Annotated in this window: 13 protein-coding genes; 2 read left to right on the top strand and 11 right to left on the bottom strand. The window is 67.9% G+C overall.

Going from position 1 to position 12,462, the window contains the following annotated elements:
• Positions 1–3: 3 nt before the first annotated feature.
• From E2E27_RS00870 to ispG, 5 genes are all read right to left on the bottom strand, one after another.
• Positions 4–705 (bottom strand): murein L,D-transpeptidase catalytic domain-containing protein, encoded by a 702-nt coding sequence (locus tag E2E27_RS00870; protein ID WP_141457111.1) that lies wholly within the window; start codon positions 703–705, stop codon positions 4–6.
• Between the two features lie 69 nt (positions 706–774).
• A complete protein-coding gene (locus E2E27_RS00865; protein ID WP_141457109.1) occupies positions 775–1,698 on the bottom strand; it encodes a histone deacetylase family protein in 924 nt (307 codons plus the stop codon).
• A 162-nt stretch (positions 1,699–1,860) separates the two neighbouring features.
• Positions 1,861–2,406 carry a manganese efflux pump MntP gene (locus tag E2E27_RS00860; protein ID WP_141457107.1) on the bottom strand — a complete coding sequence of 182 codons (546 nt, stop codon included), beginning with the start codon at positions 2,404–2,406 and terminating at the stop codon, positions 1,861–1,863.
• Between the two features lie 19 nt (positions 2,407–2,425).
• On the bottom strand, positions 2,426–3,175 hold the full coding sequence (locus E2E27_RS00855; protein ID WP_141457105.1) for a thioredoxin family protein: 750 nt from the start codon (positions 3,173–3,175) through the stop codon (positions 2,426–2,428).
• Positions 3,172–4,320, bottom strand: coding sequence for a flavodoxin-dependent (E)-4-hydroxy-3-methylbut-2-enyl-diphosphate synthase (gene ispG / locus E2E27_RS00850; protein ID WP_141457103.1), 1,149 nt, complete (start codon positions 4,318–4,320; stop codon positions 3,172–3,174). The genes E2E27_RS00855 and ispG overlap by 4 nt, the downstream gene beginning before the upstream one ends.
• Positions 4,321–4,421: 101 nt before the next feature.
• Here ispG and E2E27_RS00845 point away from each other — a divergent pair, with 101 nt between their 5' ends.
• Positions 4,422–5,360, top strand: coding sequence for an alpha/beta hydrolase (locus tag E2E27_RS00845; RefSeq protein WP_141457101.1), 939 nt, complete (start codon positions 4,422–4,424; stop codon positions 5,358–5,360).
• Here E2E27_RS00845 and E2E27_RS00840 read toward each other — a convergent pair.
• Both E2E27_RS00840 and E2E27_RS00835 read right to left on the bottom strand, forming a co-directional pair.
• Positions 5,357–6,307 (bottom strand): SDR family NAD(P)-dependent oxidoreductase, encoded by a 951-nt coding sequence (locus E2E27_RS00840; RefSeq protein WP_141457099.1) that lies wholly within the window; start codon positions 6,305–6,307, stop codon positions 5,357–5,359. The two genes, E2E27_RS00845 and E2E27_RS00840, sit on opposite strands and share 4 nt — an antisense overlap.
• A 17-nt stretch (positions 6,308–6,324) precedes the next feature.
• Positions 6,325–6,837, bottom strand: coding sequence for a GNAT family N-acetyltransferase (locus tag E2E27_RS00835; protein ID WP_141457098.1), 513 nt, complete (start codon positions 6,835–6,837; stop codon positions 6,325–6,327).
• Positions 6,838–6,912: 75 nt separating this feature from the next.
• On the opposite strand from E2E27_RS00835, the gene E2E27_RS00830 reads away from it, so the two are divergent.
• Entirely contained in the window at positions 6,913–8,040 is a 1,128-nt protein-coding gene (locus tag E2E27_RS00830) for an isoaspartyl peptidase/L-asparaginase family protein (RefSeq protein ID WP_141457096.1), read from the top strand.
• Between the two features lie 104 nt (positions 8,041–8,144).
• Here E2E27_RS00830 and bla read toward each other — a convergent pair whose 3' ends face one another.
• From bla to E2E27_RS00810, 4 genes are read right to left on the bottom strand one after another with little or no spacing between them, the layout of a single operon-like run.
• On the bottom strand, positions 8,145–9,077 hold the full coding sequence (gene bla, locus E2E27_RS00825; protein ID WP_141457094.1) for a class A beta-lactamase: 933 nt from the start codon (positions 9,075–9,077) through the stop codon (positions 8,145–8,147).
• Positions 9,074–10,009, bottom strand: coding sequence for an RDD family protein (locus E2E27_RS00820; RefSeq protein ID WP_141457092.1), 936 nt, complete (start codon positions 10,007–10,009; stop codon positions 9,074–9,076). Before E2E27_RS00820 ends, bla begins: the two co-directional genes overlap by 4 nt.
• Positions 10,006–11,076, bottom strand: coding sequence for a stage II sporulation protein M (locus E2E27_RS00815; RefSeq protein ID WP_141457090.1), 1,071 nt, complete (start codon positions 11,074–11,076; stop codon positions 10,006–10,008). The genes E2E27_RS00820 and E2E27_RS00815 overlap by 4 nt, the downstream gene beginning before the upstream one ends.
• Before the next feature lie 10 nt (positions 11,077–11,086).
• Entirely contained in the window at positions 11,087–12,460 is a 1,374-nt protein-coding gene (locus E2E27_RS00810; RefSeq protein WP_234036282.1) for a DUF58 domain-containing protein, read from the bottom strand.
• Between the last annotated feature and the right edge of the window lie 2 nt (positions 12,461–12,462).

Here is a 12,462-nt window from a genome sequence, read left to right as displayed (position 1 = left end):
GCCTCAATAGCCGCTGATCGAGGGGCGCGCCGACAGGTCGAGCGGGGCGCGCTCGATCATCGCGAGTTCGGGCACAGGTTGGATGCTGCCGTCTTCTTCCAGCCCGAGCGAATCCGCAAACAGCAGCCGCCCGCCCGACAGGTGCAGCAGCGCCTCGCGGAATTCCTCGCTGCCCATTGCGAAGCAGCCGTTGGAGCGGCCCATCCGGCCCCATTTGGCGAGGTGCGCAGGCTCGGCATAGTCAGCGCGGTGCATCACGATATAGCGTTGCAGCGCGGCGTCATTGCTGGGGTCGAGCCCGCCGAGGCGCACCGAGGTGCCGTAGCGGCCCTTGTACCACTCCCACGTGACATAAGCCCCGCGGCTGGTCGCGTTGGAGCCTTCGGTGTTGCTGAACTGCTTGAGCCAGCCATCGTGCTGCGGGTCGGAACCCGTCCCGTGGCTGACATGGTGCGAGCGCACTTCGCCGCGTTCGAGGTTGACGAAGTGGAACCGCGGCTTGGCCGAGTGCAGCCCGAAATCGGCGATGCCGACGATGTCGGTCTTCCAGATCGCATTGCCCGCCCGCACCAGCTCGCGCCGGGCGATGTCGAACAGGATGCGGTCGCGCGGGGTGCCGGCAGCGACCGTGGCAAAGGCGCGCGCGGGCAGGGCAAGCGCTGCCCCGACTGCCAGAGTGCCCTTCAGAATGTCGCGCCGCTTCATTGCGTCACAACGTAAACCCGCGACCTTGCGTTCCCAATAACGGCTGCAACGGTTCATCGCACGCACGCCTCAACTCGTGGAGGCCGGTGCGCAAAACGCGGTGTTCTCCTCGGCCATTGCCAGCATCGAGGCGGCATGGCGAGCAGCGACAGCGCGCGCATCGTCGCCATAGCCGCCGCCCAGCGCGCTGGCGACGGGCAGGCCGCGCTTGCGGGCTTCGGCGATCACGAAACGGTCGCGAGCGGCAAGGCCCGCGTCGCTCAGCGCCAGCCGCCCAAGCTTGTCGTCGCGGTGGGGATCGACGCCCGCCTGATAGAGCACGAAGTCCGGCGCGAAGTCGGCGAAGACCTCGGGCAGGTGGCGGGTCAGCACCGCCATGTAGCCATCATCGTCCATCCCGTCGGGCAGGCCGATATCGCGGCTCGAGCGCGCCTTTCTGACGGGGAAGTTCTTCTCGGCATGCAGCGAAAGGGTGAAGATGTCCTCCCGGCCTGCGGTAAGGCTGGCGGTACCGTCACCCTGATGCACGTCACAGTCGACGATCAGCACGCGCGCAGCGTGGCGCTCGGCAATCAGGCGGTTGGCGGTCACTGCAAGGTCGTTGAACACGCAGTACCCCGCGCCGGTATCATGCAGCGCATGGTGGCTCCCGGCGGCGGAGTTGGCGGCGTAGCCATGCGTCATCGCCAGCTGCGCGGCGAGCCAAGTGCCGCCATTGGTATGGCGCACGCGGTCGCGGATCGCGGGGGTGACGGGAAAGCCGATGCGCCGCTCCTTCACGCGGGGCACTTCGGCGCGGAACACCTCGTCGACATAGGCGGGGCAGTGGACCGCTTCGAGCCATTGGCGCGGCATGGGCTCGGGCGCGTGTTCGGTGATTGGCGCACCGCTCGCACGAAGTTCCTCCATCACGAGGTAGTACTTGTCGAATCGGAAGGTGCCGCGTTCGGGGCGCGGGGCCATGTAGTCGGCGTGGTGAACGACGTGCAGCATTCAGAATAGCGGGCCTGTTCCTGTCTGTTGGAGACAGATGAGACACTGTCTAGGACCAAAATTTACGGCCCGTACGAGGCTGCGGTTGCAAGTACGGCGGAGGGTGTTCGGCAGCGGGCTCATGCGCGGCACCATGCCAGCTTCATCACCTGTAGGACAGCCTCACAACCAGCCCGAATGTTCGGCGAGGATTTTGATGCCCAGCCCGATCAGGATCACGCCCCCGGCGCGCTCGGCCCAGGTGCCGCCGTGGTCGCCCGCGCGGCGGCCCAGCATCACGCCTGCGCCGCTCATGGCAAAGGTGACGAGCCCGATCAGACCCGCCGCAACCAGTGGCTCCACGCCGAGGGTGGGGAGGGTGATGCCCGCCGCCAGCGCATCGATACTGGTCGCCACGCCCGCCACCAGCAGCGTGGTGCCGGTAAGCCTGCGCGCCGCCTCGTCCTCCCCCACATGGCCGCCCAGCATCCGCACGCCGAGGAAGGCGAGCAGGCCGAAGGCGATCCAGTGATCGACGGATTCGATATAGGAGAGCGCGAAGGCCCCGATCCCCCAGCCGATCAGCGGCATCACAGCCTGAAACACCCCGAAGGTGAGCGCGATCGCCAACCCGCCCGCCACCCGCGGCCGGAACCGCGCACCTTGGGTGAGCGCCACGGCAAAGGCGTCCATCGCGAGGGCGAAGGCGAGAAGGAGGGCTGCGATCATCGTCGGAAGCTCAAGACTGTTACCCGGCCGGATCGGAGACGAAACCCACCACCGCGCCGCTTTGCTGGAGGGCGTAGATACCCCCGGCGACGCAGCGCCAGGGCGCGCCGGGCGCGCTGCGCAGTTCGATGCGGCGGCTGGCCTTGAGGCCGGGCAGATCGGTCACTTCGGCCAGCCACGGCCCCTCGGGCGACAGAGCATAGCGGCAACCTGCCGCATCGCCGCCCACCGTGACGAGGGTGGCAGCGGCCTCGCCTGCCGGAGCCGCCGCGACCTGCGCGGGGGCGAGGGCGGCGAGTTCATCGAAGATCGCATCCTCGCTGCGGCTGGCGGCGTTGCGCCAGCTGGCGGCGGTTTCGAGATTGAGCGCTGTGCCGCCGGAATCCAGCACCAGCAGCGCCGGGGTGCCGGTCATTTCGGCAAGACCGAAGCGGCGGGCGATATCGAGATTGCGGCCCTCGCCGGTCTGCGGCACGCCGACATCGACATAGACGACTTCGTAGCGTTCGGCGATCAGCGCGGCGAAGCGTTCCGTTTCCAGCCATCCGGCCAGCGCGCGGCTATCGTGGCACCAGTTACCGCCCATCACCAGCAGCACCCGCTTGTCAGCGGCGGCGGCGCGGGCGAGGGCCGCATCGACATCGGCCATGGCGTCCGGCGTTACGGCATAGGAACGCGCCTCGGGGTGCGCGGGCGCGGCGGTTTCCGGCGTCGTCGCGCAGGCGGCCAGCCCCAGCGCCAGACCTGCGGCAATCGCGGCGCGGATCACTCGGCGGCTTCGGCAGGTGCGGCGTGGGGATCGAAGGCGGTGGCCTCGCCCGCTTCGATCGCGGCGGCCTTTTCCTCGACCAGCTTGACGATGTGTTCCAGCATCGCCTCGTCATCGATGGCGTGGGCCTTCATGCCCGACAGGTAGACCATGTGCTTGCCATTGCCGCCGCCGGTGAGGCCGATATCGGTCTCGCGTGCTTCGCCCGGCCCGTTGACCACGCAGCCGAGAACCGAAAGGCTCATCGGGGTCTTGATGTGTTCGAGCCGCTTTTCGAGCGTTTCCACGGTGCGGATCACGTCGAACCCCTGTCGCGAGCAGCTTGGGCAGGACACCACCCGCACGCCGCGGGTGCGCAGGCCGAGGGCCTTGAGCATCTCGAAGCCGACCTTGATCTCCTGCTCCGGCTCGGCCGACAGGCTAACGCGGATCGTGTCGCCGATACCCGCCCACAGCAGCGAGCCGATGCCGATCGAGGACTTCACCGTCCCGCCGATCAGCCCGCCCGCCTCGGTGATGCCCAAGTGCAGCGGGCAATCGACCGTCTCGGCAAGGCCATGATAGGCGGCGACCGCGAGGAACACGTCGGAGGCCTTCACCGCCACCTTGTATTCGTGGAAATCGTGGTCCTGCAGCAGCTTGATGTGATCAAGTGCGCTTTCGATCAGCGCTTCGGGGCAGGGCTCGCCATATTTCTCGAGCAGGTCTTTCTCGAGGCTGCCCGCGTTCACCCCGATGCGGATCGCGCAGCCATTGGCCTTGGCGGCGCGCACCACCTCGGCAACGCGCTGGGCCGAGCCGATATTGCCGGGATTGATGCGCAGACAGGCCGCGCCCGCATCCGCCGCCTCGAGCGCGCGCTTGTAATGGAAATGGATGTCGGCGACGATCGGGATGCGGGCGCCTTGCGTGATCTTCCTGAAATCGCGCGTCGATTCCTCGGTCGGGCAGGAGACGCGGATGATGTCCGCGCCCACTTCCTCGCAGCGACGGATCTGGTCGAGCGTGGCCTTCACGTCCTCGGTGGGCGTGTTGGTCATTGTCTGCACGGTGATCGGCGCGTCGCCGCCAACGGGGACGTTCCCCACCATGATCTGACGCGATTTGCGCCGCTCGATTGTGCGCCAGGGCCGAATGGAAGACATGGGGCGGCATATAGTCGCCAAAGCGCGACGCGGCAATGACAAGCGCTCGCTTGACTTGGCCCCGGCGCGCGGCACTCTGCATGGGGCCAAGGGGAGAGACCATGCTGACCGACACCGCCACCGAACTGCGCTCGCCCGCGCCCAGCCTGCTGATGCGCGCGATCAAGTGGCTGGTGAGCAGGCAGGAGCCGGTCTTCCCGCTCGACGCGGCGGGGTTCGATCAGGCGATGCGGGGCCGCACCCTGCCGCGCGATGCGCCGATGCCCGAGGCGTTTCGCAAGCGGTTTATGGTCGAGGAGCGCGAGATGCTCGGCCACGAGGTGGTGACGCTGCATCCCAAGGGCGGCCCCGCTCCGTGGCACATGATCTATTTCCACGGCGGCGGCTTCGTGCGGCCGATGTTCAGGGTGCACTGGCCGCTGGTCGCCGAAATGGTGAAGCGGTGCGGGGTGAGCGTCACCGTGCCGCTCTACCCCGTGGTGCCCGAGGCGAGCTACACCGCGCAGGGCGCGCTGGCCGATGCGGTGTGGGCCGATCTGGCCGCGCGGCACGATCCGGCGCGGATCATCCTCAACGGCGATTCCGCCGGCGGGCACATGGCGCTGGCGCTGGCGCTGCGGCTGGTGGCGGCGGGCGGGGCGCAGCCGGGCAAGCTGGCGCTGTTCGCCCCGTGGCTCGATCTCGGCCTTGTCGATCCGGCCATCGCCGCGGTCGAGCCGCATGACGTGATGCTCAAGATCGGCACCCTGCGCGCCTGCGGCGGGCTGGTGGCGGAGGGCAGGGCGATGGACGATCCCGCCGTCAGCCCGCTCTACGCCAGCGCCGAGGCGCTTTCGCAGCTGCCGCCGACCCGGATCTGGACCGGGCGACACGACATCTTCATCGTCGATTCGCGCACATTCCTCGCCCGCTTGCGCGCCGCAGGGGTCAATGCCAAGCTCTACGAATACGCTGGCGCACCGCACGTCTTCATGGCGATTCTCCCCACCCGCGAGGCGAAGGATGCTTTGCGCCTGCTGGCGGAATTCGTGGCAGATTAGCTGGGATATTGCACCCCGGTCGCCTCCTCGCTCATCGCCCACAGGCGTTCGGCATAGCTGCGATTGAGCGCGTAGGAGCGCACCCCGCCTTTGGCAGATTCGTCGTCCACCTCGGCCACGTGGCAATCCTCGCAATAGACCCCGCCCTTGCCCTCAAGTTCGGGCGCGGTCGCGGCCCAGCAGCTGGTCGCCGCGCCTTGCGGGACGGTCTTCCATGCGAAGTCGCCATCGCGCGAGCTGATGCGCGCCATCAGCGCCTCGGTCATTTCCGGGGTCATGTGGCGGCCGAGATTGGTCTGGATCCCGCCCGGATGCACCGCATAGGCATGGATGCCGAGCACCGCGAAGCGTTCCTCCAGCCCCACGGTGAAGAGCACGTTGGCGGTCTTGGACTGGCCGTAGCTGATCCACGGGTCATAGGCGCGGGCGGTAAAATGCGGGTCGTCGAAGTCCACCGGGCTGAAATGGTGCCCCCGGCTCGAGAGGTTGACGATGCGCTTCAAATGCCCGCGCTCGATCAGCGGAAACAGCTCGCCCGTCAGCGCGAAATGGCCGAGGTGATTGGTGCCCAGCTGCATCTCGAACCCGTCGGCGGTGTGCAGGAAGGGGGTCGCCATCACGCCCGCGTTGTTGATGAGCAGGTCGATCTTGGCGAAGCGCTGGCGCGCGCGTGAAGTGGCGGCGCGGATATTCTCGAGATTGCCGAGATCGACCGCCAGCGTGTCGAGCTGCGCTTTGGGGTGTGCGCCATGGATCGCCGCCACGGCCTCGTCCAGCTTGCCCTGATCGCGCCCGGCCATGATGACATGCGCGCCGCGCGCCGCCATCGCGCGCGAGGTTTCCTGCCCCAGCCCCGAATTCGCGCCCGTGACGAAAACCGTCCGTCCTGAGAGGTCGATGTCCGCCAGCACCTCGTCGGTGGTGCTGCTGAAGCCGAATTCGCTCATGTCGCTCTCCTGTCGCGCTATAGTTTCAATTCGTAGAGATACTCCGCATCGAGCTGTTCGCCCACACGGAAGGTGATGTCGGCGATCTTGGCAAAGCCATAGCGCTGGTAGAAGCGCTGTGCGCCGAAGTTTTCCGAATAGACGCTGAGCAGCACCGCATCGTGCCCGCCGCTGCGCGCCTGTTCCAGCGTCCAGTCCATCAGCTTGGCTCCGATGCCGTGGCCGGTGTGGGTGGGAAGGCAATAGAGCTGGCCGAGTTCGATAGGATCGCGCGCGTCGCAGTAGGACGTGTAGTGGCTGGGATGGCGCAGCTTGCAATAGGCGACCAGCTTGCCCTGATCCTCGACGAGGCAATGGGTGCATTCCTTGCCCGCAATCTCCTGCGCGACCGGGCCGGGGCTGTGGACCTCGGCGAGGAAGGCGGCGAGGTCGTGCGGAGTGTAGAGGTGGCCGAAGGCGGCGACGAAGGTGGCCTCGCCCAGCTTGGCGAGGGCCGGGGCATCGGCGAGGGTGGCGGGTCGGTAGATCATCGCGTTTGCCGTAGCGCGGGGCGGGCGCGCTGTTAAGCTGGCGAAACGAACGGGGGCGCGTTACACCTCTCCGCCATGAAGAAGCTCATCGCCGCCGTCGCGCTCGCCCTCCTGTCTCAACCTGCGCTTGCCGAGGAGGCCGCCCCCGAACAGGCGCGCTGGTCGCTGGCGATCCACGGCGGGGCAGGCACGCTCGATCCCAAGGCGATGACGCCGGAAAAGCGCGCGGCTTACGAGGCGGATTTGCAGCGGGCGCTGGATGCGGGGTCGAAGATCCTTGCCGAGGGCGGCGATGCGATGGACGCGATCAAGGCCGCAATCATCATCATGGAGGATTCGCCGCTGTTCAACGCCGGCAAGGGCGCGGTGTTCACTTGGGACGGGACCAACGAACTCGACGCCTCGATCATGGACGGGCGGGATCGCTCGGCGGGCGCGGTTGCGGGAGTGAAGACGGTCAGGAACCCGATTCTACTCGCCGACACGGTGCGCACGCAGAGCGAGCACGTGATGCTGATGGGTGCAGGCGCAGAGGCCTTTGCGGCGGAAAAGGGCTTTGAAGTCACCCCGCCCGAATATTTCGCCACGGAGGCGCGGCGCGAGGCGCTGGAGCGGTTGAAGGCGGAGAAGCTTTCGGCGCTCGATGTCGATCACAAGTTCGGTACGGTGGGTGCGGTGGCGCTCGACACGAAGGGCAACATGGCGGCGGGCACCTCGACCGGCGGGATGACCGGCAAGCGCTGGGGCCGCGTGGGCGATGCGCCTATGATCGGCGCGGGGACTTATGCGGATAATCGCGCCTGTGCGCTCTCGGCGACGGGGTGGGGGGAGTATTTCATCCGCGTCGGCGTGGCGCATGAGATTTGTGCAAGGCTGCGGACGTGGTGGACTGTTGACCCGCAAACCATGGAATCGGCTTTGGGAGAGGCGCTCGCAAAGGCAGGCTCCGATGATGCAAATTCGTTTGAGCTTAAGTTGCCTAGAGCTCCAGAAGATTTAGCGCAGTCAATCGCCGATTCTGTCATGGCTGACGTGGCTGCGCTCGGCGGCGATGGCGGGGTGATCCTCGTCACGCCCGAGGGGCACGCGATCTTCAGCTTTAACACCACCGGCATGTATCGCGGCCGCGCGACCAGCGCAGGGCTGAACGAAGTGGCGATCTTCGGCGGCGAGGAACGTGCGTCGAGCACGCCGGATCATTGATCCGCACCCGTTCGTGCTGAGCTTGTCGAAGCACCGTCCTTCCTTTTTGACTTTGCAAGGAAGCAAAACGGCCCTTCGACAAGCTCAGGGCGAACGGTGATTGGTCAGTATATCTTCCCCACCAGCGGCAAGCCACGCTCCGGCTCGGCGAATTCCTTGATAATGCGGCCGATGCGCGACAGCGCGAGATCGGCGCGGGCTTTCATCGTTTCGGCCGGGCCGCGCGCGCGGAAATAGCAGGCGAAGGTGATCGGCCCCTCGCCCTTCGGCCCCTCCGCAAAGCCTATGTCGTTGTAATTCCCTTCCGTGCCGACCAGCCCGCTGATGCCGGTCTTGTCGCCCGCGACCCAGCCTTCGGGCAGGCCCGCCCGCACGCGGGTGAGGCCGGTTTGGGTGGCGATCATCCAGCCCCGCAATTCCGCCCGCTCGGCTTCCGGCAACACATCGCCATAGACCAGCTTCGCCACATTGCGCGCCATTGCGGCGGGCGTGGTGGTGTCGCGGAATTCGGTTGGGGGCACGATGTTGAGTTCGGGCTCGATCCGGTCGAGGCGGCTGACCTCGTCGCCGATGCTGCGCCAGAACGCGGTGAGCGCCGCCGGGCCGCCGAGTTCGCGCAGGAGGATATTGGCCGCGGTGTTGTCCGACACGACCTGCGCCGCCCGCGCCAACTCGCGCAGGCTTGCGCCCGTGGCGATCCGCTCACGGGCGAAGGGGGCGTAGGACAGCACCTCGGCCTCGCTCCATGTCACCCGCCGGTCGGCATCCACCGTGCCCGTCGCGTCGCGTTGCAGCAGCAGGGCCGCAAGCGACAGCTTGAAAGTGGAGGCCATGCCGAATCGGCGGTCGCTGTTGAGGCCGACCGACTGCCCGGTCGCGGTGTTGTAAAGCTCCACCCCCAGCGTGCCGTCACCCGCCGCCTCGATGATCCGCAGCTCCGCCGCCAACCGCCCGAGCGGGCTCTGGTCGGGCGGGATGCAAGCCGAGGCCCCGAGCGCGAGGCTGCCGCCGATGAAGAAACGCCGATCCATGGTCATGAGTGCTTGTCCGCCTTGCGCTTGCCGAACCGCATGTCCCCTTCGAGCTTGGCGCGGAGCTGCGCATAGAAGGCCTCGAGAAACGCCCGCTCGTCACCCGCGCCGGGATCCCAGCCGATCTTGCGGCAGATCGCGGCGTGCACCGCTTTCAGCGCATCGGGCTGGGCATCGCGCAGCATCCGTTCGAGCGTTTGCAGCTCCTTCTCGCCATAGACCGACAGCTCGGCCTCGCCGAAATCGTAGCGCGCGCCGGTGACCTCGCTCGCCCCGTTGGCGGCGGCGGCGCCCTGCGTGCTGAGCACCTGCGCCAGCTTGGTGCGCGGGCGATCGACCACCCAGGTGCCCGCGACGATGTCGCCCGCGCGCAAGCTGTCGCGGTTGAAGAACGGGAACAGCAGGAACAGCGCGAACCAGCCCGCCGCCACCCAGCCGAGGATGCCGATATCCTGCCCGGTGTTGGCCAGCACCAGCAGCACCGCGAGCGTAATGAGCGGATAGAAGATCTCGATATCGCGCAGCAGATTGCGCGCGATCACCGCTTCGGGAGTGAGCCGCGCTCCGCCGCGCGCGGCGACGCGGATGCCGACGATGCGCTTGCCCAAGGTCGCCCCGCGCGGGCCCAGCTCCTGCACCAGAAAATAGCCATACCAGGTGACGAACACGACCAGCGCGAACAGGATGATCAGGAATTCGAAGGCCCCGGTCTCGCCGCCTTCGAGGTCGAAGCCGGTGCTGTCCATCAGTCCGCCCGCGATCCAGCGCATCACCATCTGGAAGACGATCAGCCCGAAGACGATGATCATCACGTCGATGATCAGCGCGCCCGCCCGGCTGGCGCGCGGGGCGATGGTGACGGGCAGGGCGAGGCCTTCGGGCGTGATCATGGTGCGCGCGCGGCGATCGGCGGGAAGGGCGGCGGGTTTCCTGCTCATGCCGCCCCGCTCTCGGCCGGAGGGGCCGGACGGTAAAGGAAGAAGTAGCTGAGCCAGAACAGCAGCATCGTGCCCCCGATCATGAAGCGGTTCTGCGTGCCTTCGACCAGCTGGCGCGGGAAGGCTTCGAGAATTGCGGCGACGATCATCATGATCACCACGCCCACCATCACCACCGCCGCGCGGCGTCCGGCGGCCCCGGCGGCCTCCAGCACCGGCAGCTTGCCGGGGAAGGCCATCGCCCGCCCGATATGCATCCCCGCCGCGCCCGACAGGAGGATGCCGAACAGCTCGGTCGTGCCGTGCACGCTGAGCCATGCGGCCAGCTCCACCACCGCGTCCTGCCCGTTGTAGAGCCATAGCAGCGCGCCCAGCAGCGCCATGTTGTGCACCAGCAGCAGCAGCGAAGGGATGCCGAAGGCAAAGCCCAGCGCGAAGGCGAGGATGCAGACCGCGGAATTGTTGCTGAACAGCTGCGCGGCAAAGGCCGACAGGCCCGAGGCGTTCTCCTCGGTCGCCAGCACCGAGAGCAATTGTTCGCGGCTCGCCCCCGGCACCCGCGCCTCACCCGGCCTGGCGGGGAAGAGGCGGTAATACCACGCCTCGTCCTGCGCCACGAGCAGCCAGCCGACGATGGTGCCCGCCACCATCACGAACAGCGCGATGCAGATGTCGAGCCACAGCGCGCGCACCGCGCGGCTCCAGCCACCGAGCAAAAAGCCGCGCAGCCAGCGCACGAAGCCCATGCGCGGACCATAGACCTGGAACCAAGCGCGCTGCACCAGCGCTTCGAGATAGGCGAGGGTGGAAGCGTCGAGGCTGGTCTCGCGCGCCACCGAAAGCGAAGAGGCGGCGGTGCGGTAGAGCGCAGGCAGCGCCATCAGATCCTCGTCCGCGATGCGCCGCATTCCGCGCCGCTCCATCCGCGCGACGATATCCTCCAGCCGCCGCCACTCGCCCTCGCGCTCCAGCCGGAAGCGGTCGGAACGCAGCGCCGCGCTTTCGATATCGGGCGGCGCGGCGACGGTGCCGCGTCCGAACCAAGAGGAGATGATCGGTGCCTTCATGCGCCCCTCGTCATCCTATCGCCTCGCTGCCCCGGATCGCCAGATAGCGGTCGATCAGGCACGGGCCGATGTTCTCCCACGGGGCTTCGAGCACGTCGATCCCCAGCCGCCGCAACCGGGTGAGCACCAGCTTTCTTTGCTGGGCAAGACTGTCGGCAGTGACCGAGCGGGCGAGGGTGGCGATGTCCCCCGGCGGCGCGGCGATCAGTTCCTCGACCTCGCTGTCGGCCATGGTGACGAACAGCACCAGATGCTTCTTCACCAGCCGCCCAAGGCTTTCGACCATCAGTTCGGCGGCGGTGGGATCGGTGAAGTCGGAGAACACCACCACCAGCGACCGGCGCTTGAGCCGCGCGGTCAGCGTGGCGAGGGCGAGGGTGAAATTGGGCTCGACCGGCTCGTAATCGAGCCCCGCTGCCGCCGATTGCAGCCGGTGAAAGCTGCGCGCATCGCCGATGAACGGCGTGATGATCTGCGGCCGTCGGGCAAAGCCGAACAGCGCGACCTTGTCCCCGCCCTTGAGCGCAACATAGCCGCAGGTCAGCGCCGCCGAGACCGCGCGGTCGATGCGCGGCAACCCGTCGACCGGCTCGCACATCGCCTGCCCGCAATCGAAGGCGAAGACGATCTGGTTGTTGCGCTCGCTCTCGTTCTCGCGGGCATAGAGGCGGGTGTGGCGCGCGCTCGCTTTCCAGTCGATGCGGCGGCGGTCCATGCCGGGCTCGTATTCGCTCAGGGCCTCGAACTGGGTGCCCTCGCCCCGGATGCGGCGGTTGATGAGGCCGATCTGGGCGTTGCGCAGGAAAGTTTGCAAGTCGGGTGAGCGCACCGGCGACAGATCGGGCCAGATGCGCACCACCTGTTCGAGCGGATAGGCCACCTGCCGCGCGCCGAGGCCGAGCGGGCCGACCCAGCGGAGCCACGCCCGTTCGACCGGTGCGGTGCCGCGGCGGGTGGGGGTCAGCGTCGCCTCCCCGCGCCAGCCCGGCACATCGCGCTGCGGGGCAAGCGCGAGGGTGATGCGGCCCTCCTCAGCCAGACGCGGATCGCAGGCGAGCGCCGCCTCGGCGCGCGAGGGTGTGCGGCCCACGAAGCGCGCGGTGACGGCGAGAAAGCTCGGCTGGCCGACCTCGATATCCTCCGCCGTGCGGATCTCCCACCCCTCGACCCGGCCGGCCAGCAGCGCGTCCAGCGCGACCAGCGCCAGCAGGCCGCCCGCCAGCAGCGGCGCGGCGACCCATGCACCCGGCGCGGCGGCGGCGATCAGCAGCGCCACCGGGGCGAGCGCCGCCGCGATCCACGCCGCGCGCTCGGTCGGCGCGACGATCAGCAGCGGCCTGAGCGGACGTAGCAGAAAGCCGAGGACAAGGCGCAGGACGCGCAGCA

It is taken from the genome of Porphyrobacter sp. YT40 (genome assembly GCF_006542605.1).
Taxonomy (GTDB): Bacteria; Pseudomonadota; Alphaproteobacteria; order Sphingomonadales; family Sphingomonadaceae; genus Erythrobacter.
Note: the sequence above shows the minus strand (reverse complement) of the source record. Positions and strands in the feature narration are given on the sequence as shown.